Below are 26,776 nucleotides of genomic sequence, written 5' to 3'. Positions count from 1 at the left end.
GCGGCGCGAGCGGGCCGCTCGTCAGGCGGCGCGGGGGCGTGGCGGCCTCGACTGCGCTCAGGCGGCCCGCGGACGAGCCCTCGCTGAGCAATTTGCGCGCCGCCCGCCGTTGATGCGGATGATGCGGGTGATCCGTGACGAAGCGCGCGACGTTCGCGATCTTCGCGACCTTCACGCTGCGTCCGCGAAACCGCGATGCGGCGCGAAGGAAATCGAAGCGATCAAGCGGGCCGCGACGCGAACGACAATGCCAGCGCCCGCTTTGACAGCAGACTTCTCTACCGATCCTCAGCCAGCCGGAAGCGGCGCTCCCGGCCCATGCCTTAGATCTGGACCATCTCGAAGTCTTCCTTGCGGGCACCGCACTCGGGGCACGTCCAGTTGATCGGCACATCCTCCCAGCGCGTGCCGGGCGCGATGCCTTCGTCTGGCAAACCGGCTTCTTCATCATAGATCCAGCCGCAGATCAGGCACATCCAGCTTCTATATTCCATTCTTATGCCGCGTCGAAAAGTCCAAAATACCGCGCGCCCGCACCCGTCGATGACCCTGCGGGCGCGAGGTGGAGGCGGTTGGGGAAAACTGTCAGGAAACAAGAGCCATGATGGTACCGTGTTGCCGTTTTTATGCCTAGCAACCGTGTCGCCGCGCGCGCTGCCTGCTTGCGGCGGACCCGCCGCAGACCACGCACACGGCCGCGATGCGAAATTCCGGGCGCAAGACCGATCATCCGTCCCCCGTGAGCGCCGCCAGGCGGCATAATTGACGAGACTGCGGAAACGTCGGCGGAAAGCCCGCCGACCTGCCGATCACCGCAAGCGCATTGCATTTGCAGCGAGCCAACCTTTCTCGTCACGTTCATGCCCAGCGACACCCCTCCCATCGTCCTTACCTTCGGCCTCTCCGATCCGACCAGCGGCGGCGGCCTGCAAGCCGATCTGCTCACGCTCGCCAGCATGGGCTGCCACGGTGTCACCGCGTTGACGGGTTACACCGTGCGCGACTCCGCGGGCTGCGACGAAGTCACCGGCCTCGACCCCGAGACCGTCGCGACCCAGGCGCGCATGCTGCTCGAGGACATGCCCGTTTCAGCCTTCAAGGTCGGCGCCGGCACGCGCGCGGAAGTCGTGAGCGCGATCGCCGAAGTCGTCGCCGACTACGACGAGGTGCCGCTCGTGCTCGCCCCCGACTTCACGCTCGACGACGAACACGTGCTCGCCGCCGACGAATTGCGCGAAGCGGTCGGCGACCTGCTGGTACCGCAAACCACGCTGCTGGTCGCCGACGTCTCGGTGCTGCTCGCGCTCGCGCAACCCGACGGCGACGCCGAAGCGCCGAGCATCGACGCCGCGATCTCGCATCTGCTCGCCACGGGCTGCGAATACATCCTCGCGATGGAAACCGGCTCGCACCGCGTGGTCAACACGCTCTACAGCGAAGAAGGCCAGCTGCGCCAGGACTTCTGGGACCGCTCGAACAATCCGATGATGGGCGTGACCGACACGCTCGGCTCGGCCATCGCCGCCCTGCTCGCCAACGGCCAGGAGCCGCCCGAGGCCGTGCGCGAGGCACAGGAATATCTCTATCAGAGCGTGCAGGGCGCGTTCCGTCCGGGCATGGGCGCGTGGGTGCCCGACCGCTTCTTCTGGGCGCGCAGCAACGACGCCGAGACGCCGGACGAGGACGGCGAGGCGTAACGCGTCGTATCGCACCGTATCGCGCCGAGGCCCCGCGCGAGACACAAACACCGAACGAAAAAAAACCCGCATCGCTGCGGGTTTTTTCTTTTGAGCGCAGTGAAGTCGCCCGGGCGAGTTACGTCAGCGCGGCGTGCTCGCGATCTCGCGCTCGCGAGCGTCGATGGCCGCGAGGAAGGTCGCGCTCAGCAACGAGACGAGGACCGTCACCATGATCGGCACGAGCACATCGATCGTCAATCCGAAAACGATGGTGCTGGCCGAGACAGCCATGCCTGAAAAGGCGGCCGTGCGGATGAACGGATCGGTCGACTTCCGTCGACGCCAGAAGTACACCGTCGAGCCATAGTAGAAGACAAACAGACAGACAATCCCCACCGCGCCGGACTCAGCCAGCGTCGAGAAAAAGTCGCTGTGAGCGCGCTCGTTCACCACGAGTTCGGGCATGAAGCCCTGCTTCGACAACTGCTCCATCGAGCTTTCGAGCCGCCCTTTGCCGACGCCATAAACCGGATGTTCGGTAAAGAGATGCGTCGATGCGCGCCACAACTCGAGGCGGATGCCGGTCGAGCTATTCGGATCGCCCTTGGTCAGCCGCGAGATATCCGCGCTGAAATCGTGGATGCGCTGTTCGATACGGGGCGTGGCGACCAGCCCTCCCGCGACGACCAGGACAATCGCGCCCGCGACGGCAACTCGCTTTGCATTGGCAAACCAGCCGTACTGCACGCCCAGCATGATCACGAAAACCGGAATCGCAACCCAGCCGCCACGCGTACCCGACGAATACGACGAAAACCCGCCAGCGATCAGCGCGGCCAACTTCAGGCATGTGGCCAACTTGCGGTACTTGCCGTCCCAACCAATCGTGAAGACCGAAAGAAACGCGAGCAGCAACGCCGTGTCGCCGTAAGGGATCGCGTTGGTGTAGTCGTTGTTCAGGCGGTCCGCATCGGTCCAGCCGCCGGCAGGCCGCTGCAGCAGTGCGAGCCCGCCCAACACCAGCGCGCCGACGGCGCACCCCCAGCCTATCGAGCGGAAGTAGCGCGCGGGCATTTGCCGCAGCATCAGGAAGATCGGAATGGCAAGCGCGAATCGCGAATACGCGTCGAACTGGCGTGGATTCCACATGCCGTAGACGGCCTGCTGCACGATGCTCGCGAGCAGCAGCCCGCACATACCCGCGACGAACCACGGGTAGTCGCGCAGTGGCGAAAAATATCCGCTCACATGCCGATTGCGCACGGCCGCATAAAGCGCCATGGCAAGCAGCAGAAAGAAGCAATAGCCCGTGCCGCCGCGCCAGACGAGGTTGACCGCGGGGGCAAGAAAAAGCAGCAAGGCTGCAGACCAGGCAGCCACAGGAGAGAAACGCATGTTTTTCAGAATCAGCGAGACAGGACTGTCGAGTTCGAATTTCGGAGTGTCTGGAACACCGACATCACACGTCTGACGGTAAGCAGTTGTTTCCACAACCGCTCCTTGAGTTTGCCAGAAGGCACGACATTGAGGGGCAACACAATTTCGCCGGGACCCCAGCCCGGACGCCACGAACGCGCGAGACCGCGACGCATGAACAGCGTGAGCGTCGGCACACCAATCGACGAAGCAAGGTGCCCGAGGCCCGAATCGTTACCGATGAACCAGTCCGACTCCGCGATCCACTTCGCGACATCGCCGAGCGCGAGCGCATTGACTTCGTGACCTTGGGCCACCGCGTCGCGCCACGCGTCGAATTCGTTGGGCGCCACGAGAAAGCTCGGCTTCAGGCCGAGACGTTCGAGCGAGCGCGCCAGCGCGAGAAACTTCGCGCGGCTCCACATTTTCTCGGGATGGCTGCCGGTCGGATGAATCACCACGCGACTCGCCGCGGCACGGCGCACCACACCGGGCGGCAAGGTCAGGCCATTCGAGCGGGTCACATCCTTGAGTTCGAACACCGTGGAAGCGATGTCGACGATGCGGTCCACCATGTGGTGCCTGGGGCCGTGGTAGGCAGGCAGATCGGCGAGACACAGCGTTTTGCCCGAGCGCGCGAGCGTCGGCCCCTGCTCGGTCGGCCGCAGTTCGATCACGGTGTCGAACTCGCCGGCGTGTTCCGCGGCACGCCCGACCCGCACGTAAGGAAACCAGGCGGCGAGCTGCTCTGCCACCCAGCCGAAAACAACGGGCTGATAGCCATTGCGAACCAGATTGTTCACCAGGACCATGCCAATGAGGCTGTCACCGATCGGCGGTGGCAATACGACCGCGACGCTGCTATTCGTCTGAATTTTCATTGATGATGTGAAATGCCATCGGAAGCCGCCGTTGCCGCATCGGGACGGGGCTTCTCAGCGCCTCCCGCGACCGACATTGCGATAACGTGCCGTCATCGTGCGTGGCGACCAACGATCGATCCCGAGCCGGGATCCGCTACTCATATATTTCTTCCGCTGCTTCGGCCAAAAGCGGGAACTGGCGAGAGTATAGCGTCCCGAGCAAGCCCCACGCATGTTCGCTCGAACCCCAATAAATACGGGCAGCCGCGGCATCACCACCATCCGGCGCGAGTCGTCGCGTTCACACGCCGGGTGGAGTTGCACGCATCCGACGAAAAATCGGACAAAAAAATCGACGAAAACCCGGACGAAAAAAAACCCGCATCGCTGCGGGTTTTCTTTTGGGCGGAGAGCCCATCTTTCGATGCGCCCTCCTGCACTTCAATGTAATCGCGGCGTGAGCCGATATTACATGTCCATGCCCATGCCGCCCATGCCGCCGGGCATGCCGCCGGGCATCGGTGCATCTTCCTTCGCGACTTCGACCACTGCTGCGTCCGTCGTCAGGAGCAGGCCGGCGACCGAAGCTGCGTTCTGCAGCGCCGTGCGCGTGACCTTCGTCGGGTCGACCACACCGGCTTCGACCATGTCGACGTACTCGCCCGTCGCTGCGTTGTAGCCGTAGTTGCCCGAACCTTGAGCAACCGCTGCCACGACGACCGACGCTTCTTCGCCGCCGTTCGTGACGATCTGGCGCAGCGGCTCTTCCATCGCGCGCAGCACGATCTTGATGCCTGCGTCCTGATCGGCGTTGACGCCCTTCAGGCCCGTCACAGCAACGCGAGCACGGATCAGCGCAACGCCGCCGCCCGGGACGATGCCTTCTTCAACGGCAGCGCGGGTTGCGTGCAGCGCGTCTTCCACGCGTGCCTTCTTTTCCTTCATTTCGACTTCGGTCGCAGCGCCGACCTTGATCACTGCCACGCCGCCTGCCAGCTTGGCAACGCGCTCTTGCAGCTTTTCACGGTCGTAGTCCGACGTCGCTTCTTCGATCTGCGTGCGGATTTGCTTGACGCGCGCTTCGATGCTTGCGGCTTCGCCTGCACCGTCGATGATCGTCGTGTTTTCCTTGCCCACTTCGATACGCTTCGCTTGACCGAGTTCGTTCAGCGTTGCCTTTTCGAGCGTCAGGCCGGTTTCTTCCGCGACGACTTGACCGCCGGTCAGGATCGCGATGTCTTCCAGCATGGCCTTGCGGCGGTCGCCGAAGCCCGGAGCCTTGACAGCGACGGTCTTCAGGATGCCACGGATGTTGTTGACGACCAGCGTTGCCAGAGCTTCGCCTTCGACGTCTTCAGCGATGATCAGCAGCGGACGGCCAGCCTTCGCGACTTGTTCCAGGATCGGCAGCAGATCGCGGATGTTCGAGATCTTCTTGTCGAACAACAGGACGAACGGGTTGTCGAGAACGGCAACTTGCTTGTCCGGGTTGTTGATGAAGTACGGCGACAGGTAGCCGCGGTCGAACTGCATACCTTCGACGACTTCGAGTTCGTCTTGCAGCGACTTGCCGTCTTCGACGGTGATGACGCCTTCCTTGCCGACCTTGTCCATCGCTTCAGCGATACGGTCGCCGATCGACGAATCGCTGTTCGCCGAGATCGAGCCGACTTGCGCGATTTCCTTGTTGGTCGTGCAGGGCTTGCTCAGCTTGCGCAGTTCTTCGATGGCGGCTGCAACAGCCTTGTCGATGCCGCGCTTCAGGTCCATCGGGTTCATGCCCGACGCGACGTACTTCATGCCTTCGCGGACGATCGATTGCGCGAGGACGGTTGCCGTCGTCGTGCCGTCGCCTGCGTTGTCGCTGGTCTTGGAAGCCACTTCCTTGACCATTTGCGCGCCCATGTTCTGGAGCTTGTCCTTCAGCTCGATTTCCTTCGCGACCGAGACACCGTCCTTGGTGACCGTCGGGCCGCCGAACGAGCGCTCGAGGACGACGTTGCGGCCCTTCGGACCCAGCGTGACCTTCACTGCGTTGGCGAGAATGTTCACGCCTTCAACCATCTTGGAACGGGCGGAATCGCCGAACACGACGTCTTTAGCTGCCATCTTCTAACTCCTTGAATTCTTGATGAATGAGCGGTGGGCGAAAATTACTTCTGCACCACGGCCATGATGTCTTCTTCGCGCATCACGAGCAGTTCGTTGCCATCGACCTTGACGGTCTGGCCAGCGTACTTGCCGAACAGGACGCGATCGCCGACCTTGACGTCGAGTGCGATCAGGGAGCCTTTATCGTCGCGCTTGCCCGGGCCCGTGGCCAGGACTTCACCTTGATCCGGCTTTTCTGCCGCTGCGTCCGGGATCACGATGCCCGAAGCGGTCTTGGTTTCTTGATCCAGGCGCTTGACGATCACGCGATCATGCAAAGGACGAAGGTTCATGGATAGATCCTCTCTCTTGATTGGGACTTGAAGAGACTCAAGAAAACCTGGTTGGCGAAGGTGCCAGCCAGAGATATGTGTACACCGAGCGTTGTTAGCACTCTCATGCGGTGAGTGCTAATTATATGGACGGGTAGTGACAAATTCAAGAAGGGGGGCGCAGGTGTCGAAATTCAGCCCTTTTCCTGAGCCGTTCGGACAGGACGGGCAGATCGGCGGGGCGATTCCACACGCCGCTGAAGACGGATTAGTCCCGTAAAAACAAAGACCTGCGCGGCGCGGCGCGCTCTGACCCCTGACCGCTCGCACCACCTCGCAGGCACTCGAAAACCGCCTTTTCCGGGCGTCGCGCCCCTGCCGACCGGATTTCTTTTTCGCCCAGGGGAATCCCCACCCAGCGCGGCGACGGCGCCGATTCCACCCTATTTGCCAGCCCGTCAGTCAATGAGACAAGCGCGCTCGCCTACTCGAACCGACGGCCGGATTGTCAGTCAGGGCCACGCACTTGGTGCCCCACCCCACGGAGTCCGCCACGGAAATCACGCAGCATGTTGGCCAGTACACCGTCTCGCCTGCCCCCACGCCAATTACAAGCCCAATGACGAATAGAGCAACCCGATCTCGCTATGACGTCCTCGACGGGCTGAGAGGCATCGCCGCGATGATGGTCATGGCGTACCACTTCACGATGCACGGGCCGTCGCCGCTCTTCCCGAACGGGAGTATTTGCGTCGATCTCTTTTTCATTCTGAGCGGCTTCGTCATTTTCCACGCTTACGGGGAAAAGCTCGCCAACCATTCGATAAGCAACTCGCGCTATCTCGTCAAGCGCCTGATACGCCTTTATCCGATGCTTTTCATCTCGTCGCTCATTGGCATTCCGACGCTCGTCTTGATCAACAACGTGGCTCTCGCCAACTTCTCGTACCCGGGTCTGATATCGGCGACGGCATCCAATCTGTTGATGATTCCGTATCTGGGCGACAGAGCGATCAACAATATGGGCATAGCGGGCCATCCGGACCCCGGCTCGGCGTCGATAGGCGCAATTTTTCCCATCAACGATCCCGCGTGGTCGCTGTTCTTTGAAATCGTGGCAAGCGGCTTGTTCGTGCTATTTATCCGGGCCAGCGAAAAGAAGTTGATCACCATTGCGATATGGGGCGCGCTCACCACCCTGATCATCGCCGTGCTGCTGGAAGTCAACGCCGGTCGTTTTGCGCTTCAATTCGGACTGGGCTGGGCCACATCGAATTTCCTCGGCGGATTTAGCAGAGTCGTGTATGGATTTGCGACGGGCATACTCATTTATCGACTGCACTTTCGCAACAGCCAGCCAGCTGCGCTCGTCGTTTTCCGAAAATTGATTCCCTCTGACGTGGTGCTCTATACGTTATTTGCTGCCGTCTGCGCGTTTCCTTATCTCATGAAGGGAATTTATCCATTCTTTATTGTTTTCGCGATCGCTCCGGTGCTCGTTTGGCGCGGAGCGGAACTCGACCTCTCATCAAAGCTGTCCGGTTACGCGGCCAGCCTTCTTGGCCGACTGTCGTACCCGATCTATCTGCTTCACTTCCCGATCGGCAGACTGGTTTTTGCCATGTCCCGCAGCGGACACCCTATGCATGCCGCCCTTATCGCGATCACTGCAACGCTAGTCGCTGCTTACCTCGTTGAGCGCTTCATCGATCGTCCAGTCCGGGCATTTCTCGAACAATCGCTGGCGCGCAGAAGCGGTACCGCGATACAGGCCGTCGCGCGGCCGAACTGATCCCGGTTGTTCTTTCCGCAGAAGCCCATTTTCTTTTCGCGCTTTACGCCGTGCGCAAATCGTCATTGCGCCGGTCAATGACACTGTCCTGATTTTCGCTTTCCGCTTTCCGCTTTCTGCTTGCCGCTTTCGCGCCGTGATCTTCTCGCGCGCGAAAGTCGGCTCGAATGGCGCGCCGCCTATCGCTTGAGCAGCGACTTCACCTGCCGCAGACCATACACGGTCGCGGCCTTCGAACGATCCAGCCATTCCGATGCGCCCGGCGGCCGCGGCTTCAAACCCAGCATGCGCAGATAGTGATTGGCGCGGTACGCGTCGCCATAACGCTGCGGAAATTCCATGTTGAGGCTGAGCGAAATGGACACGTTGTCGTGGTTCTGCACCCAGTGCGCACCGTGCGTGGGAATATGCACGGCATCGCCGGGATGCAGCGTGAATTGCTGCGCGACTTTCTCGGCGTGCGGTTTGTAAGTCCCGGCATTGATCGCGCCGTAATAGTATTGTTCGAGTTCTTCTTCCGTGGTGACGCTGCGATCCAGCGGATCGCAAACCCAAAGATCTTTCGATCCCTGAATCTGCACGAGGAAATTGATTTCCGCATCGAAATGAAAAGGCGTCTTGCGATGCGGCGAGGTGATGAACACCAGCATCTCCGCATTGCTCAACAGCTTCGAGCCTTCGGGTCCGGCCACCTCGCGCACGAACGCTTCATATTCGTTGAGCAACGCTTTATACGCGGGATTTTCTTCGACGTGCTTCATCACGAGCCACGCGCCCGCCGTTTCGATCCGGTCGATGATTTCGGGAATCGTCATATCGGGCTTAGGCGTGCTGCCCCACTTGTCGGCCAGCGAGAGGTCGCCGGCGTCGACATACACATCGTCCTTGCGCTTGCAGGCCGCCTCGGCCACCTTCGTGAGCGCCTCGATGGAAAACAGCGGATGACCGGCGAGCGGATGGCGCGCCGCGAACGCCGTCTTATGAAGTTGCTCGCGACACTCGGCGAGCGGATCGACGGTGTGCCAAAGCGAACGGGTCAGGACGGGAGCGTCGTTGATCAACATGAATTTTCCCCACGAACATAAAGTAATCGCAGAAAAGCCCTTTATTGCGCCGAGCCCGGCCAAGCGGCCGAGCCTGATTTTTTGTCAGCGCTTCACGATCCGCCGCGCTGCGTTCAGCGGCGATCTGAACCGGTTCAACGGTTCGTGTACGACTTCCGCAAAGGTCTTCGGATTGCGGTGTTCCAGCGTCGACATGAGCATGCGCTTCAGCTTGTCCCGCATCGGAGAAAGCCCCGGTGACAGCGGCTTCAATCCAAACTTGCGCAGAATGTAATTGGCCTGATACACCCTGGCGCAACGCTCGAGCGACTTCATGCAATAGCTGATGCTGATGCTCACCGACACGTTGTTGTCGTTCCTCACCCAATGCGGCGCCAGCGACGGGTGGTGCACCACCTCACCCGGAGCAAGCCGGAAAATGGTGCCGCGATCCTGCAACTCCTGCCGATAATGCGCGGCTTCGAAATTGCCGCTGTAATAGCGTTCGATTTCCTGATCGGGAACCAGCTCACGATCGCTCGCGGGGAAGAGGCATACGTCTTTCGAGCCCTGGATCTGAAAAAGAAAGTTGGTCTCATGATCGATATGAAATGGCGTTGCGATCTTCGGCGAAGCGACGATCAAGGTCATCGTCCGCCACGTCATGTCCTTGCGCAGAGGAAAACCCGACAAGTCTTCGAGCTCCTCGGTCACCTGATCCAGCACCCTCTCGTACTCGGGATCGTAGTACTGGGCTTGCGTGAGCTTGATCCACGTAGCGCTCTCGCCCACTTCGTCAAATGCGTCTTTCAACCGGCCCTCGTTCGGCATGTCGCTGAATTTGCTGCCGACCGAACCCTGCTTCAAATTGATTGCACAGAAGTCGCCATTTCTTTTCATCATCCTTTCAGCGACTTCAGCAATTCTTGGAATTTCAAATAAACCGCATTGGTGTAACGTGTGATTGAATTTGAAAGGCTTACAGTTGAAATTATTCTTGAATTCAGGCTTACAAGCTTGAAGAACATTATTGTCTGCGGGAAACTGTGGCTCGAAAGCCCACGTAACGGCATCGCCAGGCGTAGACATGGCAGACCTCACGGGAAGGGGAAGATTTGCCTTCAGGCTACAATCGCCCCTACCCGTCAGATGTGCGCTGACGAACACCCGCCTTCCGCTGCTTACCCGGAATTTCCCGCATTTACCATAGTGTTATTAAACACCGGCCACACACATGCTTTCTGTTCGTAAGCGCACATTCAGGTAAAAGTCGGGTAAAGCAAATAAAAAAGCAACGAATGAAAATGGCAATTTGAAAGGATTAAATTCATCGCCTCGCCAGACGACAGGTATTCGTCAGGCGCGCAGGCACCGCTCGGCATCTGGCGATGAGCAAGGAATGAATGGCCGGAAAATGGAATGCGAGGCAACACGCGTACACGTGTGCTGAATCTGCCCGCTGTAGCGGCTTGAATAGCCGCGAGCATGCGCGTGACCCACGTCTTGTTGTTCTATGTCCCGTGGGTGCAGCCGCGATCCGCTCGCGCCAGATGAAGGACCTGCCGCGCCAGCCTAAATCTGCACCGGCGGAAAGTCGGACGCGCCCAGATTCTCGATCTGGATATACGCAGGCAATGCGTTCGCCGCGCTGGCATAGAGGCCGGTCTTCGTCTGCGAGAAGCCGATGCGCTCGAAGTAGTCATGACACGTCGCGTTCTTGCCCGTGTCCACCAGTTCCGCGTGTATCTGCGGCTGCGACTTGAGCGCGAGACGCGTGGCCACCGCGCCGACCACCAGCTCCGCGCCCAGACCAAACACGCGGCACGACAGCACCACCTGCACGATGCTTTCGCACTTGATCAAACACACGGAGATGATGCCGTTGTCGATCAGCTTGTCGCGCAACGACGAAACGATGCAATAGCCGCCCTTGCTGATGAACTTCTCGAACTCCGACTTCTCCCAGCGCTTGCCCGTGGTATTGAACTGATTCGTCTTGTTGATCAACTCGAAAGCGCGTTCGAAGTATTTCGATTTCGGCGTCTTGATCAGAAAGAGCGACTGCCGAAGCTGCAACGAAGCGAGCCATTCCTCGCGCGACGCGCCGCTTTCGACATCGACACTGGCCTCGCGCTGTGAAATCGCGCGCACGAGTTCCGTGCGCCGCGCCGACTCCTCGGTCACGACCGGCACCTGCGTTTCCGCCGACCGCAAAATAATGCGCCGCCAATCGTAGTGATTGCCGCCGAGGCAGCGAATCTCGGGAATCGCCGCTTTCACTTCGGACAATTCGCGGTCGTTGTCGTCGATAAACACGCAGTTGCCGGGCAGCAGATTCACTTCCTTCATGATCTCGCGAATATTCTGCGACTTCGGCTGCCAGTTGATACGCACGCTCGCGAAATCGTCGAGCGCAATCGCGCCACGCCAGATCGCATTGAAGCGCTCGATGGTGGGCGCCGCATCGTTCTTGCTGCAAATCGCGAGCAGGCCGCCGCGCCGCTTGTAATACAGCAGCGCTTCCACGAGACCGATCGGCCAGCCTTCGATACGCTGCGCGTGACTCAGCCCCTCGCCTTCCGCCGCCACGCCGCGCCACAGCGTATCGTCCAGATCGACGATGATCAGCTTCACCGGATTGCGCTGCGCAGCGATCTTGACGATCGCCTCCACGCGCGCCAGCAGCGCGAGCGTATATTCGCGCGAGGCCACCTCATACGTGACCAGATTGGTGAGCGCTTTCGGCGCGTTCAAACGGCTGGCGTCGAGCTTGAAATCCCAGTCGTTGATGAACGAAGCGTGCGAACTGCTCAGCAGCACGTCGTCCTGCAAATGTCGGCGGCCGACGAAATTCAGAATCTCGTTGACTTCAAGAAAGTAGCCGTTGCCGGTTTTGCGCACCGCATCGAACAACAGACGATTGAGTTCGCGAACCAGATAAGCCGGAGACGTCATCGCCGATTGATCGATCAGATCGCCGAGGTAATTGAAACTCGGCTCGAAGAACGACATGAACAGAATCGGCACCGTGGTGATCTTCGCGGCGATCTGCCCGACCTTCAGCGCGATGAACGCACCGGCGCTGTCGAGCAGCGCGCGCGCGTCGTCGTCGGACTGGAGCCGTGCGAACAACATGTCGACGGCGGGCTCGGGCGTGTTCGCAGCCTCGCTGAGAATATGCCTTAGCGTCAGATTCACGACGGCCACGTCGTCGGTCGGCGCCGGTTCCGGCACGGACGCGTGACGCTCCGATCCCATCAGAATATGCCGCATGGTGTGCCCGATATTCGCGCTGCGCTTGGCGAGCGTTTCGACGCCGCACGTACCCAGCAGCAAGATATTGAGCTTGCGCGAATCGATCGCGAGCGACGTCGGCGCAAGCGGCAATTTCACCTGTCGATCGGCGAAGGAGGAGTAAAAGACATCGCGGAACAATTGGCGCATTCAGACCCCCTCGATTCGAAGCGTTACGCAGCACGCGCAGTCACACCGGTCGCGACAAAAGCCGCGCGTCTGTTTTTGCGGAGGAGTGCTGCATGCGGCACTCGTCGTCCGAACGCTATCCGTGTGTGCTCAGCGATTAGAGCAGAGCGGCAACGGGGTATCTGTGCGCCGACAGACACAAGCCCGTCCCGCCCGAGCGCCCGATGCGCGGGGGACAAATCGATCAAACAGGGTAATTTCTGATTTGAATTCTTCTGCGCAGCTGCTTGAGCAGATTCACGCCGCCACGGCCGATCACGAGCCGCGCGAACAACGGCACCCTACCCTTGCCCGGAATTGCAATTTCACCCGACATGATTCGTCCGACGAAATCGAGTCGCAAAATCAGATTCATATTCTTGTAGATCAGCACGTCGAAGACAAACGACGAGACATGCCATTTCGTCATCAGCTTGTTGTATTTCCCGAGAAAAACCATGCTGGGTTCGGAACTGGGCGCGCGCGAAATCTTGTCGGCGCGGCCGCGCAATGAATATTCGACCAGCGCATCGTGCAGATAAATAAACGCACAGCCCGCCATCTCGGCATTGATCGCGAAATCCCAATCCTGATGGCGGCGCAAGGTGGCGTCGAAACTGATGAGCGGATACTGATGCCGCCACATCATGATCGAAGACGTCTGAATATAGCCGCGCTCCAGCAAAATGAAATCGAGCATGGACTGGCCGTCGTACGGAGCGGGATTGCCCAGCATGCGATGGCTTCCATCAGTCAGCACGACATTGCTGAACAGCACCTTCGTTTCGTTGTCCGACGGTCTCGCGCCGAAGGCTGCGATACAGCGCTCGAGTTTGTTCGGCAGCCAGCGGTCGTCGGCGTCCAGAAAGGCGATCAGTTCGCCGTTCGCCGCTTCGATACCGCGATTGCGGCACCACGCGGCGCCGCGATTCTCGGTCTCGCGAATCAGGTGCAGGGCGATGTCGTCGCCGCAATGGCTCGGCAATTCGAACGCCATGCCCGACGCGTCGTCGACAACGATGATTTCCAACGGAACCACGGTCTGGGTGGAGATCGACTCGATCGCCATCCATAGCAAATCGACGCTGTTGTAGTGTGGAATTATCACACTCACGTTGTAACCAGGTACACACTCACGCCGCATCCCACACCTCGGGTCAAAATTTCGAAAAATCCCTCACACGAAGAGCAAAGAAGAGCCCATCCCAGCGGCCTTACCGGCGGGCGATGAATGACACTGGCCTACTGACGAATAACGATAATCTTTACGATTCGCTCAACGACTCAAATAGTGGAATCAGTCAAATCGTTTTCTCGGGCCGAGCGAGTCCCCGGTCCTGGTCAATACTCCAGAACCGATTCCTCCGATTCAAAGCCGGCGAATAGACAAACGGACGAACGCGCGCCACGCGTGGCATCGGTGGCATACGTCATTCGCGTCTTCAAGCCGCGGCAAACTTGCGCATACAGATCGCAGATCGGATCGCCCTCGCACGAACAGAGCGAATCGACGATGGCAGTCATACACACGGAGCGGAGTTTTCCCCGCAGCGCCACGTGCGTTATGCTGTGGACGATCGTAAGTCGCCATCCGTCCCCGTTCCGTGGGGTGGCCAACAATACCGGGGCAAAACCAGTCGGCAGAAATCTAACCGCGCCTTACAATCATTCCGCTTACTGCCAGCGAAACATCTGCTTTCAATGACCGCCTTCCTGCTCACGCCGCCCGCCACGCAAGACGTTCATATCTGGCGCTGGAATCTCGATGTGTCCGATGCGGAAATCGACGGCTATTGGCAAACGCTGTCCGAACAGGAACGCGAACGCGCCGGCAAATTTCGTTTCGATCTGCATCGTCGCCGCTTCGTAGCCGGACGCGGTGAACTGCGCCGTCTGCTCGGTGCCTATCTCGGCCTCGCGCCGCACGCGGTCTCGCTCGATTACGGCACGGAAGGCAAGCCCTTTTGCACGAGTCAGCCCGCGCACTGGACGCTCTGCTTCAATCTCAGTCACAGCGACAACACGGCGGCGCTCGCGGTCTCGAACGGTATCGAGGTCGGCATCGATGTGGAGATCGTGAGGCCGGTTGAAGAAAGCATGCCGGTCGAAGTGTTCTCCACGCGCGAGCGCGCGCAATTCGCCACCTTGCCCGAGGCGCAGCGGCAAGCCGTGTTCTTCGAAACCTGGGCGCGCAAGGAAGCGTGTTTGAAAGCGCTCGGCACGGGCTTCATCCTGCCGCCCGATCATTTCGAATTCGATCTTGCCGTGCGCGGCGACACCACGCCGTGTTGCGTCGGCGGCGATGCGCACGAAGCCGCGCATTGGCGCATTCAAACCCTTCAAAATGGGATGCAGGATCGCCCCGATTCTGCGGGTGCCGTCGCCGCCCGCCACGCCGACTGGTCGCTCGTGTTCATGAATTCCTGATGAAATTGCGCCGCGCGAGCGCGGCATGTGCCTGAAATGTGTTTGCCGGCGCACAGAGGCTTCGGCGGCGCCTTGCTTCAATCTCCGCACCCGGATCAGCAGCGTGGCATGACGCGAACCCCTTCGCGCGGTACACGCGAGGGGAGGCTAGCAATGAGCCCTGCCATCACTGGCGAAGACGCCGATCAAACGCGCGTGATCGAGGCGATGCGAGGTATCGCCGCGATCGCAGTCGCGATATTCCATTGCCGGCTGATTGCATGGATCGGCATACGCGCCTACGCGTCAGGGCCCCACCCCAGGTTCTCGCTCGATACGGTACTCGCCTACCTGACGATTCCGTTCGTATGGGGACCGATTGGCGTGCCGATCTTCTTCGTCATCAGCGGCTATTGCATTCACCGCAGTCATGCGGCGCGTCTCGCGCGCAATCCGCAATACCCGCTCGATGCGCATGACTTTCTGTGGCGGCGTTTCGTGCGCATCTATCCGGTGCTGTTCTGCGCGCTGCTGCTGACCTGGGCGCTCGACAACTTCAGCCTCCAGTTCCACCCACGCGACACCCAGCTCGGCGACGGCAGCCTGTGGACCTTCGTCGCGAATCTGCTGGCCTTGCAGGGCATCGCCGCGCCGACTTACGGCTCGAACACCGCACTCTGGACGCTGTCCCTCGAAGTCCAGTTCTATCTGCTCTATCCGCTGCTGTTTGCCGCGCACCGAAGGCTCGGCCCCAATCGCACGCTCATGGCCCTGATGGCGCTCGCCGCCGTATCGTTCGTATTGCTCGACCGGCACGGCGTGCTGATCTTCACGACCTATTGGTCGTCGTGGTATCTCGGCGCGTGGCTCGCCGAGCGTCAAGTGCGCGGCCAGCGGCTCGCGCGCGGCTGGCTGCTGTTCGCGACGCCGCTCCTGCTCGTGATCGGCGACCGTCTGTCGATGGGCCACGGACGCATTCTCTGGTGCCTGCCCTGGGCGCTCGCGTTCACGCCCTGCCTCGACGCCCTGCTGCATGCGCGCCCGCGCGGCACGCTCGCGATGCGTATGTTCGAAAAGGTCGGCGCATTCAGCTATTCGCTCTACATCGTGCATATGCCGGTCTGCATCGCGCTGTTCTACTGGCTGCTCAATTCGACGCGCCAGGTCAGCATTCTCTGGGCCTTCGCCTGCTTTTTCATCGCGCTGGCCGTGGCCTATGTGTTCCATCTGCTGGTCGAGCGGCCCGCCATCGCGGTGCTGCGCCGCGCGTCCGCACAACGCCAGGCCGCCGCGCGCCAGGTGGGCGCCGCGTGAGCCCCTCATGAACGGCGGCATGGGCGCGCTGTTGCGTGGCGCGCACGCCGCGCCCCTGTGTGCGAAGGCGAACGGACAGTTCCCTCCCGCAAAATTAAATTTGACTTACAGAATATTTCTCGCCCGCAAATGGTTGCTGGGAAAGGCGCTGGGCGCGGATAAGTCAGGCGGTAACGGGGTTTTCTTCCTGTCGTGAACTCACCGAGGTGCAACGGGGCATCGCGCAAACGGTGACGAATCGACGATCCAATGATTTTCCGATGGCCGATCAAAGATATTGGGAGACCGGCAAATGTCACATCGCGATGCACTATCCGGCGGCCTTCAAGGCAGCCCGGATACGGGACGAGGTGTCGTGGCGCGTTTCGAGGCAATACGCGCGGAGTTCGGCGACCGCCTTGCCGCCATCGACGCAACAGGCGAGGAACGTTACGCCGAACTCGGCGAACGCTCGGCCAGGCTGGCCACCGCGCTGCTCGAACGCGGACTCGCACCCGGCGAGCGCTGCGCAATCATGGTGCCGCGCGGGCGCGACACGCTGGCGCTGATTCTCGCGATCCTGCGCGTGGGCGCGGTCTACGTGCCGCTCGATCCGGCCTACCCGCGCGCGCAGCTCGATTTCATCGTGGCCGATTGCGCGCCCGCGCTCGTGATCGCCGACGCCGCCACGCTCGCCAACGCCAGCGAATCCTACGGCATCCTGATCGATATCGCGGATCTCGTGGCGGCGGAGAAAAACGCCGAACCGGCAGCGCTGCATGACAGTGGCCGCGACGACGCGGCCTACATCATGTATACGTCGGGCTCGACCGGCAAGCCGAAAGGCGTGATCGTGCCGCATCGCGCGATCCTGCGGCTCGTGCAAGGCCAGACGTTCACCGCGCTCACGCCGGACACGCGCTTCCTGAATCTCGCACCGCTCGCCTTCGACGCGAGCACGCTGGAGATCTGGGGCCCGCTGCTCAACGGCGGCTGCGCGGCCATCGTCAACGAGGTGCAGCCTTCGCTCGACGCCATCGCCGCCGACATCGCGCGGCTCGGCGCGACCAGCGCATGGTTCACGGCGGGCCTCTTCAACGCGCTCGCCGATTACCGGCTCGACGCGTTCGCGCCGCTTCAGGAAGTGCTCACGGGCGGCGACGTGCTCTCGCCGCTGCACGTGCGCAAGGTGATGGACGCGCACGCCGGCCTGCAAGTCATCAACGGCTACGGTCCGACCGAAAACACCACGTTTTCGTGCTGCTATCGCATTGCGCGCGACGAAGCGCTCGCTAACGGCGACGCGATTCCAATCGGCCACGCGATTGCCGGCACGCAGGCGCATATCGTCGACGAAAAGCTCGCACCGGTCGCCGATGGCGAAGTGGGCGAACTCGTGGTGGGCGGCGACGGCGTCGCGCTTGGCTACCTGAACCGGCCCGATCTGAGCGCGGAAAAATTCGTCGACGACGTCTTCACGCCAGGCGCGAAGCTCTATCGCACCGGCGACCTCGTGCGCCGCCGCGCGGACGGCGCGATCGATTTCCTCGGCCGCAACGACCGGCAGATCAAGATCGCGGGCAAGCGTATCGAACTCGACGAAATCGAGCATGCGCTGCGCGTCGCGCCGGGCGTCGCCGATGCGGCCGTGGCCGCATTCGAAGGGCGCAACGGCAAGGCCATCGCGGGCTTCGTGAAAGCCGACGCCGCTTCCGCGTCGGCGTTTCTCGACGCGCTGCGCACGCATCTGAAAGCGGCCCTGCCCGATTACATGGTGCCGACCGAGTTGCGCGTGCTGCCCGACTTCCCGCTCACGCCGAACGGCAAGATCAATCGCAAGGCGCTGCTCGCGGAACTGGACGTGCCCGCTGCACCGTCGGCAAGCAAGCAAACGCAAAATCAGACGCAAGAGCACGACATCGCCGACCAACTCGCCGCCGTATTCGAAGGCCTGCTCGGCAAGCCCGTCGAGCGCCGCGCGAACTTCTTCGACCTCGGTCTGCGCTCGCTCGATCTGATGCGCGCGCACGCGATCATCGCGCGCGACGTCACGCAGGGTCTCGCACTCGTCGATCTGTTCCGCCATCCGAACGTCGATGCGCTGGCCGCGCATTCGCGCGCCACGCTCGGCGCGACGCAAGGCGGCAAGCTCGAAGCGCGCCGCGCGCAGACGAGCGGCGCCATCGCCGTGATCGGCATGGCCGGGCGCTTTCCGGGCGCGCGCAACGTCGCCGAACTGTGGGCCAATCTGCTCGCGGGCCGCGACTGCGTCACGCATTTCGACGTGTCGGAACTCGAAGACAGTTTCGACGACGCGATGCGCCGCGACCCGAGCTATGTGAAGGCGCGGCCGATCCTGCCCGATGTCGATCGCTTCGACGCGGGCTTCTTCGGCATGCTCGCGCGCGAGGCCGCGCTGACCGATCCGCAACAGCGCCTGTTCCTCGAAATCGCGTGGGAAGCGTTCGAGGATGCGGGCTACGATCCCGCCGCCATCGCGGGCGCGGTCGGCGTGTTCGCGGGCACGTCGATGAACACGTACTTCCTCAAGCACGTGCTCTCCGACCGCAGCGTGATCGACGAATTCACGAGCCAGTTCCAGATCGGCGAGTATCAGAAGCTGGTCGGCGCGGGCGATTTCGTCGCCACGCGCACGGCTTACAAGCTCGGCCTCAAGGGTCCGGCGATTTCGGTGCAGACGGCCTGCTCGACCTCGCTCACGGCCATCGTCCTCGCCGTCGAAAATCTGCGCGCGGGACGCTGTGACATGGCGCTCGCCGGCGGCGTGTCGATCACCTTCCCGCAGAAGCGCGGCTACTTCTACCAGGAAGGCGGCATGGGCGCGGCCGACGGCGTGTGCCGTCCGTTCGACGCCCACGCGCAAGGCACGGTGTTCGGCAGCGGCGCGGGCGTGGTGCTGCTCAAGCGGCTCGAAGACGCGCTCGCCGACAACGATCCGATCAGCGCCGTGATTCGCGGCGTCGGCATGAACAACGACGGCTCGGACAAGGTCGGCTTCACCGCGCCGAGCGTCGACGCGCAGGCGCGCGCCATCGCCATCGCGCATGCCGAGGCGGGCATCGATCCGGCCACCATCGGCTACATCGAGGCGCACGGCACGGCCACGCCGCTCGGCGATCCGATCGAATTCGCGGGGCTCGTGCAGGCGTTCCGTCTGGGCGGCGTCGAAGGCGGCCAGTTCTGCGCGCTCGGCTCGGCGAAGGCCAACGTCGGCCACCTCGACGCGGCGGCGGGCGTCACCGGCCTGATCGCGGCGTCGCTCGCGCTGCGCGACCGCACGCTGCCGCCGCTGTCGCATTTCCAGTCGCCGAATCCGGGCATCGATGCGGCGCGCAGCCCGTTCTACTTCAACACCACCGCGCGCGCATGGGCCGATGGCCCGACGCCGCGCCGCGCGGGCGTGAGTTCGTTCGGCGTGGGCGGCACGAACGTGCACGTGCTGCTCGAAGAAGCGCCTGCGCGCGAACGCGTGGACGCCTCACAGCAGAATCCGCAGACGCCACAGACGCCGCAACTTCTGCCGATCTCGGCCCGCAGCGCGCCCGCGCTCGAACGCGCGAAAGCGAATCTCGCCACTTATCTCGCCAAGCCGCTCGCGGCGGCGCATGAGCAAGTCGCACTGGCCGACGTGGCCGCGACGCTGCAAACGGGCCGCCGCGCGTTCGCGCATCGCGCGGTGATCGTCGCCGACAGTCTCGAACAGGCGCAGGCGAAGCTGCACAAAGGCGCGCTCGAAGCACAGGCGCCGCAAGCCGCGCCCGCCGTGGTCTTCATGTTCCCCGGCCAGGGCGCGCAGTATCCGGGCATGGGCGCGGCGCTCTATCGCAGCGAGCCGGTGTATCGCGAGTGGATCGACAAGGGCGCGGAAGCGTTGGCGCCGCATCTCGGGCTCGATATCCGCACGATGCTGCTCAGCGATGTGCCCGAAGGCGACGACACCCCGCATCCGATCCGCTCGACGATCTACGCGCAGCCCGCGCTGTTCCTCACCGAGTACGCGCTCGCGCAATTGTGGATCTCGCGCGGCATCGTACCGGCGGCGATGATCGGCCATAGCGTCGGCGAACTCGTTGCGGCCTGCGTGGCCGAAGCGATCGAATTCGAGGACGCGCTGCGCCTGATCGCGCAACGCGGCGCGCTGATGCAGTCGGCCGAACCGGGCGCGATGCTGGTCGTGCGCCTGCCCGAAGCCGACCTGCGCGCGACGCTGCCCGAGGACGTCGATCTCGCCGCCATCAACGCGCCGACGCTGAGCGTCGTGGCCGGTCCGTTCGCCGCCATCGAGGCGTTCGAAGCGACGCTGAAGGCGCGCGATATCGAGCATCGTCGACTGCACACGTCGCACGCGTTCCACTCGCGCATGATGTCCGGCGTGGTGGAAGAACTCGCCAAGGTCGCGGACCGCCTCACGTTCTCGCCGCCGAAGATTCCGTATGTGTCCTCGGTGACGGGCCAGTGGGCGGCGTCCGACCGTCCGGTGTCGGGCCGCTACTGGGCGAGCCATTGCCGCGACGTGGTGCGTTTCGCCGATGCGCTCGCGACGGTCACCGCGCAGGGCAAGCCGCTGCTGCTCGAAATCGGCCCGGGCCGCACGCTCGCGACCTTCGCCACGCAAGGGCTGACGAAAGACCGCTATCAGGCGGCGATCGCTTCGCTGCCCGATTTCGCGCAGCGCGAGCGCGAACTGAGCGTGCTCGCCGAAGCGACCGGACGGCTCTGGCTCAACGGCGTGACGCCGGACTGGCGCGCACTGCACAGCGCCGACGCCCGCCGCGTCGCGCTGCCGACGTATCCGTTCGAACCCGAACGGCACTGGGTCGACGCGCCCGCATCGGCGGCGTCCCGTCCGACTCAGACACAAGCCGCGACAGAAACAACAACACAGACAACTACGCAGACAACAACACAAACAGCGACGCAAGCCGCGGCGATTGCCGCGCCCGCTTCCACCAACGCGATTACCGACCATCCTCAGACCGCCATGGCCCAAACCGCTCAAATCGACCGCAAGCCGCGTCTCGTCGCCGAACTGGCGTCGCTCCTCACCGAAATGTCGGGCGAGGCGCCGGACACCTCCGATCCGAATGTGACGTTCTGGGATCTCGGCTACGACTCGCTGTTCATGGGTCAGGTCTCGCGCCAGCTGCGCCGCCGCTACGACGTGACGATCAGCTTCCGCCAGATCATGAGCGACTATCCGACGCTGCCCGCGCTCGCGCAGTTCCTCGACGGCGCGCTGCCGCCCGACCCGGAACCGGTGGCCGCGCCCGCGCCGGTTGAAGCGGTTGCGGTTGCCGCGCCGGTTGCTGTTGCGCCTGTCGCTACACCGGTTGCTGCTCAGGTAAGCGCCGCGCCTGGCGTCACCGCCGTGACCGCCGTCACCGCGCTGCCCGTCACGGGCGACGTGCAATCGGTGATCCGCGACCAGATCGCCGCCATGCAATCGCTGATGACGCGTCAGCTCGAAGTGCTCCAAGGCGTGCCCGTCGTGGCTGCGCAACCTGTCGCGACAGTCGCGCCCGTTGCGGCGATCGCAGCGCCCGCGCCGGTTGCAGCATCCGCACCGATCGCCGCACCCGCAGCAGCACCCGCCGCCGCCGCGCACGCCGGCCCCGAAATCAAGTTCGAGGAAAACCGCCCGACGCGCTTCACCGCCTACAAGCCCGGCGCGACGACTTCGGCGCAAATGACCGACGTGCAAAGCGCCTTCATCGCCGATCTCGCCACGCGCTACTCGGCCAAAACGGCCACGTCGAAGTCGCGCACGCAGTCGTACCGCGCCGTGCTCGCCGACCCGCGCACCGCGAGCGGCTTCCGCGAAGAGTGGAAGGAACTCGTCTATCCGATCGTCGCGCAACGCTCGAAGGGCTCGAAGATCTGGGACGTCGACGGCAACGAATACATCGACCTCGTGAACGGCTACGGCCAGACCGCGTTCGGCCACACGCCCGACTTCGTCGTGGACGCCGTGAACGCGCAGATGGCCGAAGGCTTCGCGATCGGGCCGCAGTCGCCGCTCGCGGGCGAAGTCGCGCAGATGTTCGCCGACATGACGGGCCACGAGCGCGTCACGTTCTGCAACACCGGCTCGGAAGCCGTGATGGCCGCGATGCGCCTCGCGCGCACCGTGACGGGCAAGGACAAGGTGGTCTGCTTCGACGGCGACTATCACGGCCAGTTCGACGAAGTGCTGGTGAAACCCGGCAGCGAAGCGGGCGTGCCGCGCGCGTTCCCGCTCGCCCCCGGCATCCCGAACAGCTCGGTCGGCAACATGGTCGTGCTGCCCTACGCGCGCAGCGAAAGCCTGGAATGGATCAAGGCCAACATCGACGACATCGCCGCCGTGCTGATCGAGCCGGTGCAGTCGCGCCATCCGAATCTGCGTCCGAAGGAATTCGTGCAGCAGCTGCGTGACGTGACCGCCGCGAACGAATCGGCGCTGATCGTCGACGAAGTGGTGACGGGCTTCCGCGTGCACCCGGCGGGCATGCAAGGCTACTGGGGCATCAAGGGCGACATGGCGACCTACGGCAAGGTCGTGGGCGGCGGTCTGCCGGTGGGCGTGCTCGCGGGCACCGCGCAATACATGGATGCGCTCGACGGCGGCCAATGGCAATTCGGCGATGCGTCGGTGCCCGAAGTGCCGCCGACTTTCTTCGCCGGCACGTTCGTGCGCCATCCGGTCGTGCTGGCCGCGATGAAGGCCGTGCTGCTGCATCTGAAGGCCGCCGGACCCGCGCTGCAAGAAACGCTCGGCGCGCGCATGGACGGCCTCGTGCAGCGCATCAACACGCATCTGGAGAAAGTGGGCATCGCGTCGCGCGCGGAGACGTTCTCAAGCTGGTTCTACATCAGCTTCGCGAGCGAGGATCGCCTGGGCAGCCTGTTCTACGCGTATATGCGCTTCCTCGGCGTGCACATCATGGAAGGCTTCCCCTGCTTCCTGACCACGAGCCATTCCGACGAAGACATCCGCAAGATCGGTGACGCCTTTGTCGAAGCCATCGCCGCGCTGCAATCGGCGGGCATTCTCGGCGGCACGGCGCAGCCGGTCGACACGCCCGCTGCGATTCCCGCAGCGGCAACGGCAGCGCCCACGCAAGCGCCGCTGACCGAGCCGCAAAAGGAAATCTGGATGTCGGCGCAGCAAAGCCATGAGGCTTCGCTCGCGTTCAACGAATCGTTCACGCTGGAGCTGAATGGCGATCTGAACGAAGCCGCCTTCGAACGCGCCTTCGCGGCGACGGTCGCGCGTCACGACGCCTTGCGCGCGCACTTCTCGCGCGTCGGCGATACGATGTTCGCCGACCCGGCCGCCCGCGTGCCGCTCGAACACATCGATCTCTCGACGCAAGCCGACGCGCACGCGCAACTCGCCGCGCTCGTCGACGCCGAAGCGCGCGAAGTCTTCGACCTCACGCGCGCGCCGCTGGCCCGCGCCGCGCTCGTGCGTCTCGAAGCGAACAAGTGGGCCTTCGTGTTCACCGCGCATCACATCATCTGCGACGGCTGGTCGATCAACATCATCCTGCGCGATCTGCAGGCGCTCTACGCCGCCGATGTCTCGGGCACGCCCGCCGAACTCGACGACGTGCAGAGCTTCCTCGCCTTCGCGAAAGCGCAGGACGAAGCGGGCGTCGACAAGGACACGCGCGACTTCTGGATGAACCTGCATCGCGAGGGCGCGCCGCAACTCGACCTGCCCGGCGACCGCGTGCGTCCCGAAGTGAAAAGCTTCAACGGCGCATCGACCACGCGTCTCTTGAACGCCGATCTGCTCAAGCAACTCAAGACCGCCGCGTCGAAGCAAGGCTGCTCGCTGTTCGCCGCGCTGTTCGGCGGCGCGCAAGTGCTGTTCGGCCGCCTCGCGGGCCGCGACGACGTGGTGATCGCCGCGCCGATGGCGGGCCAGTCGCAAGCCGGTGAAGCGCTGCTGGCCGGTCACTGCGTGAACTTCCTGCCGCTGCGCGTGAAGTTCGACGGCGCACAGTCGTTCGCCACGCACATGAAGGCCGTGCGCGATCATCTCTACGATGCGGGCGATCGCCAGAACTACACGTATGGCGCGCTGGTGCGCGACCTCGGCATCAAGCGCGACTTCAGCCGCCTGCCGCTGACCGATCTGCAATTCAATCTGGAGAAGGTCGATTCGCAGCTCGACATGGCGGGCGTGAGCACGCGCTTCGCGCCGAACGCGAAGGCCTATAGCAACTTCGATCTGTTCCTGAACGTGATCGAATCGGCGCAAGGTCTGCGGCTCGATTGCGACTTCAACACCGACGTCTACGACGAATCGACGATCCAGCGCTGGCTCGGTTACTACGAAACGCTGCTGGGCGCGATCGCCGCCAACGCCGACACGCCGGTCGCCGCGCTGCCGCTGCTCGGCGACGTCGAGATCCGCCATCTGCGCGACGAGTTGAACGCCTCGCAGCGCGACTACGATCTCACGCAGACCACGCCCGCGCTGATCGCCGCGCAAGCGCACAAGACGCCGGAAGCCGTCGCCGTCGCCGACGAAGTCGCGAGCCTCAGCTACAGCGAACTCGACGCGCGCGCCGATCAGATCGCACGCGGCCTCGCGGCATCGGGCATCGCGCCGCACGGACGCGTCGCCATCGCGATGGAACGTACGGCCATGACCGTGGCCGCGATGATCGGCGTGTGGCGCGCGGGCTGCGCCTACGTGCCGCTCGACATGACGATGCCGGCCGCGCGCCTGCGTCAGATTCTCGACGGCGCGGGCATCGCCGCCGTGCTCAGCGACGAAGGCAGCCGCGCCGTGCTGGAGCCGGGCGACCATCGCGTGCTCGAACTCGAAGCGCTGCTCGCGCAACACGACGACAAGAGCGTGGCCCTGCCCCGCGTGCAGGACGCCGATGCGGCCTACGTGATCTTCACGTCGGGTTCCACGGGCCAGCCGAAGGGCGTGGAAATTCCGCATCGCGCGCTCAGCAACTTCCTGCTCTCGATGGCGCAGGAGCCGGGCTTCACGGCGCAGGACCGCATCGTCGCCGTGACCACGTTCTCGTTCGATATTTCGGGCCTCGAACTGTTCCTGCCGCTCGTGACCGGCGGCCAGGTGTTCGTCGCCGGACACGCGGAAGTGCGCACCGGTTACGAGCTGGTTTCGCGGATGAAGGCGCAGGCGTCCACGATGCTGCAGGCCACGCCGTCGCTCTGGCGCATGCTGCTCGAAGCGGGCTTCAAGGCGCCGCAAGGCTTCAAGATCCTGTGCGGCGGCGAACCGCTGCCGCGCGATCTCGCCGACGCGCTGCTCGCCACGGGCGCCGAAGTCTGGAACCTCTACGGCCCGACTGAAACGACGATCTGGTCCGCCGCCGCGCGCGTCGATGCCAACGGCCCCGTGATCCTCGGCGCGCCGCTCGCGAACACGCAGCTGCACGTGCTGACCGACGATCTGCGTCTCGCGCCCGAAGGCGTCACCGGCGAACTGTGGATTGGCGGCGACGGGCTCGCGACGGGTTACTTCAACCGCCCCGACCTCACCGATGCCGCGTTCCGCACGGTCGCGATCGAAGGCGGCGCGCCCGCGCGTCTCTATCGCACCGGCGATCTCGCGAAGCGCCTCGCCGACGGCTCGCTCCAGCATCTGGGCCGCCGCGATCAGCAGATCAAGCTGCGTGGCTTCCGCATCGAGATCGAGGACATCGAAGCGGCGCTGCGCAAAGCGCCGGGCGTCGCGGCGGCGGCGGTCGCGCTGCATGAGGTCAACGGTCATCCGCGTCTCGTGGGCTACGTCGTCGAGACGCAGGACGGCAAGGCGGATCTCGGCGAAATCGCCGCTTACGTGGCGCTCGAATTGCCGACCTACATGGTCCCGACGCTGTGGATGACGCTCGCCGCGCTGCCGCAGACGCAGAACGGCAAGCTCGACCGCAAGGCGCTGCCGGTGCCGACCGCCGACATGGTGGCCGCGCCCGCACGCCACGCGCATGCGGCTCATGCGACGCTGAAGGCCGTGCCGCAGACTGCCGCGCCCGTCGAAGCTGAAAGCGCCGACACACACGCAGAAGCGCTCGCCGAAGCGCCCGCCGCGAGCGAACCCGCCGCGCTGACGCCCACGCAAGCCGCGCTCGTCTCGATCTGGTCGGACGTGCTCGGCGTGCAGCAGATCGGCATCGACCAGCCGTTCTTCAGCCTCGGCGCGGACAGCCTGCAATTGTTCCGCATCGTCGCCCGCATGAACGAGCGCGGTCTGGGCGTGGATGCGCGTCAGCTGATGAAGAACGTCTCGATCGCGCAACTGGCGGCGAGTCTCGATGGCGCGCAGGTCGAGGAAGTCGCCGAAGCGGCCGCGGTCGCGCGCCCCTCGATCCTCAACTTCAAGCGTCGCAACGCAGGAGGCATGTAAGCG

Annotated in this window: 15 protein-coding genes; 6 read left to right on the top strand and 9 right to left on the bottom strand. The window is 63.3% G+C overall.

Annotated elements, in window-relative coordinates; all coding sequences use genetic code 11:
- Positions 1-323: 323 nt before the first annotated feature.
- Positions 324-494 carry a rubredoxin gene (locus LDO54_RS23820; RefSeq protein ID WP_008342674.1) on the bottom strand — a complete coding sequence of 57 codons (171 nt, stop codon included), beginning with the start codon at positions 492-494 and terminating at the stop codon, positions 324-326.
- Between the two features lie 366 nt (positions 495-860).
- On the opposite strand from LDO54_RS23820, the gene LDO54_RS23815 reads away from it, so the two are divergent.
- Positions 861-1,697: a hydroxymethylpyrimidine/phosphomethylpyrimidine kinase gene (locus LDO54_RS23815; protein WP_224013131.1), complete on the top strand. Its 837-nt coding sequence runs from the start codon at positions 861-863 to the stop codon at positions 1,695-1,697.
- A 123-nt stretch (positions 1,698-1,820) separates the two neighbouring features.
- Here the strand turns inward: LDO54_RS23815 and LDO54_RS23810 are convergent, their stop codons facing one another.
- The 4 genes from LDO54_RS23810 to LDO54_RS23795 form a co-directional block, all read right to left on the bottom strand.
- The gene (locus tag LDO54_RS23810) at positions 1,821-3,074 is read right to left on the bottom strand and encodes an O-antigen ligase family protein (RefSeq protein WP_224013134.1); all 1,254 of its coding nucleotides are present in this window, start codon (positions 3,072-3,074) and stop codon (positions 1,821-1,823) included.
- A gap of 11 nt (positions 3,075-3,085) precedes the next feature.
- Positions 3,086-3,907, bottom strand: coding sequence for a glycosyltransferase family 9 protein (locus LDO54_RS23805; RefSeq protein WP_224013130.1), 822 nt, complete (start codon positions 3,905-3,907; stop codon positions 3,086-3,088).
- Between the two features lie 519 nt (positions 3,908-4,426).
- On the bottom strand, positions 4,427-6,067 hold the full coding sequence (gene groL, locus LDO54_RS23800; RefSeq protein ID WP_224013129.1) for a chaperonin GroEL: 1,641 nt from the start codon (positions 6,065-6,067) through the stop codon (positions 4,427-4,429).
- 44 nt (positions 6,068-6,111) lie between these two features.
- Positions 6,112-6,402: a co-chaperone GroES gene (locus LDO54_RS23795; protein WP_027816722.1), complete on the bottom strand. Its 291-nt coding sequence runs from the start codon at positions 6,400-6,402 to the stop codon at positions 6,112-6,114.
- A 598-nt stretch (positions 6,403-7,000) separates the two neighbouring features.
- Here LDO54_RS23795 and LDO54_RS23790 point away from each other — a divergent pair.
- The gene (locus LDO54_RS23790; protein WP_224013128.1) at positions 7,001-8,173 is read left to right on the top strand and encodes an acyltransferase family protein; all 1,173 of its coding nucleotides are present in this window, start codon (positions 7,001-7,003) and stop codon (positions 8,171-8,173) included.
- A gap of 179 nt (positions 8,174-8,352) precedes the next feature.
- Here the strand turns inward: LDO54_RS23790 and LDO54_RS23785 are convergent, their stop codons facing one another.
- From LDO54_RS23785 to LDO54_RS23770, 4 genes are all read right to left on the bottom strand, one after another.
- Positions 8,353-9,237: a cupin-like domain-containing protein gene (locus LDO54_RS23785; RefSeq protein WP_224013127.1), complete on the bottom strand. Its 885-nt coding sequence runs from the start codon at positions 9,235-9,237 to the stop codon at positions 8,353-8,355.
- An 84-nt stretch (positions 9,238-9,321) separates the two neighbouring features.
- Positions 9,322-10,305 carry a cupin-like domain-containing protein gene (locus LDO54_RS23780; RefSeq protein WP_224013126.1) on the bottom strand — a complete coding sequence of 328 codons (984 nt, stop codon included), beginning with the start codon at positions 10,303-10,305 and terminating at the stop codon, positions 9,322-9,324.
- A 483-nt stretch (positions 10,306-10,788) separates the two neighbouring features.
- Entirely contained in the window at positions 10,789-12,609 is a 1,821-nt protein-coding gene (locus LDO54_RS23775; protein WP_224013125.1) for an HAD-IIIC family phosphatase, read from the bottom strand.
- A gap of 274 nt (positions 12,610-12,883) precedes the next feature.
- Positions 12,884-13,822, bottom strand: a complete 939-nt coding sequence (locus tag LDO54_RS23770) for a glycosyltransferase family 2 protein (RefSeq protein ID WP_224013124.1) — start codon at positions 13,820-13,822, stop codon at positions 12,884-12,886.
- Between the two features lie 314 nt (positions 13,823-14,136).
- Between LDO54_RS23770 and LDO54_RS23765 the strand changes: the two genes are divergently transcribed.
- The 4 genes from LDO54_RS23765 (at position 14,137) to LDO54_RS23750 (ending at position 26,773) form a co-directional block, all read left to right on the top strand.
- The gene (locus tag LDO54_RS23765) at positions 14,137-15,105 is read left to right on the top strand and encodes a 4'-phosphopantetheinyl transferase family protein (RefSeq protein WP_224013123.1); all 969 of its coding nucleotides are present in this window, start codon (positions 14,137-14,139) and stop codon (positions 15,103-15,105) included.
- A gap of 153 nt (positions 15,106-15,258) precedes the next feature.
- Positions 15,259-16,398: an acyltransferase family protein gene (locus tag LDO54_RS23760; protein ID WP_224013122.1), complete on the top strand. Its 1,140-nt coding sequence runs from the start codon at positions 15,259-15,261 to the stop codon at positions 16,396-16,398.
- Positions 16,399-16,405: 7 nt separating this feature from the next.
- Complete coding sequence (locus tag LDO54_RS23755; protein ID WP_224013121.1) at positions 16,406-16,594, top strand: hypothetical protein; 189 nt, start codon at positions 16,406-16,408, stop codon at positions 16,592-16,594.
- A 96-nt stretch (positions 16,595-16,690) separates the two neighbouring features.
- Positions 16,691-26,773, top strand: a complete 10,083-nt coding sequence (locus tag LDO54_RS23750; RefSeq protein WP_224013120.1) for a non-ribosomal peptide synthetase/type I polyketide synthase — start codon at positions 16,691-16,693, stop codon at positions 26,771-26,773.
- Positions 26,774-26,776: the final 3 nt, after the last annotated feature.

The organism is Paraburkholderia tropica, from assembly GCF_914484835.1.
In the GTDB taxonomy this organism is placed as follows: domain Bacteria; phylum Pseudomonadota; class Gammaproteobacteria; order Burkholderiales; family Burkholderiaceae; genus Paraburkholderia; species Paraburkholderia tropica_A.
Note: the sequence above shows the minus strand (reverse complement) of the source record. Positions and strands in the feature narration are given on the sequence as shown.

Bases quoted from the DNA above. Each gene is read 5' to 3' on its own strand.
- LDO54_RS23760 (WP_224013122.1), top strand. From the start codon at position 15,259: ATGAGCCCTGCCATCACTGGCGAAGACGCCGATCAAACGCGCGTGATC.
- groL (WP_224013129.1), bottom strand. From the start codon at position 6,067: ATGGCAGCTAAAGACGTCGTGTTCGGCGATTCCGCCCGTTCCAAGATG.
- LDO54_RS23770 (WP_224013124.1), bottom strand. From the start codon at position 13,822: ATGCGGCGTGAGTGTGTACCTGGTTACAACGTGAGTGTGATAATTCCA.
- LDO54_RS23815 (WP_224013131.1), top strand. From the start codon at position 861: ATGCCCAGCGACACCCCTCCCATCGTCCTTACCTTCGGCCTCTCCGAT.
- LDO54_RS23755 (WP_224013121.1), top strand. From the start codon at position 16,406: ATGAACGGCGGCATGGGCGCGCTGTTGCGTGGCGCGCACGCCGCGCCC.
- LDO54_RS23795 (WP_027816722.1), bottom strand. From the start codon at position 6,402: ATGAACCTTCGTCCTTTGCATGATCGCGTGATCGTCAAGCGCCTGGAT.
- LDO54_RS23785 (WP_224013127.1), bottom strand. From the start codon at position 9,237: ATGTTGATCAACGACGCTCCCGTCCTGACCCGTTCGCTTTGGCACACC.
- LDO54_RS23780 (WP_224013126.1), bottom strand. From the start codon at position 10,305: ATGTCTACGCCTGGCGATGCCGTTACGTGGGCTTTCGAGCCACAGTTT.
- LDO54_RS23750 (WP_224013120.1), top strand. From the start codon at position 16,691: ATGTCACATCGCGATGCACTATCCGGCGGCCTTCAAGGCAGCCCGGAT.
- LDO54_RS23805 (WP_224013130.1), bottom strand. From the start codon at position 3,907: ATGGTCCTGGTGAACAATCTGGTTCGCAATGGCTATCAGCCCGTTGTT.
- LDO54_RS23810 (WP_224013134.1), bottom strand. From the start codon at position 3,074: ATGCGTTTCTCTCCTGTGGCTGCCTGGTCTGCAGCCTTGCTGCTTTTT.
- LDO54_RS23820 (WP_008342674.1), bottom strand. From the start codon at position 494: ATGGAATATAGAAGCTGGATGTGCCTGATCTGCGGCTGGATCTATGAT.
- LDO54_RS23790 (WP_224013128.1), top strand. From the start codon at position 7,001: ATGACGAATAGAGCAACCCGATCTCGCTATGACGTCCTCGACGGGCTG.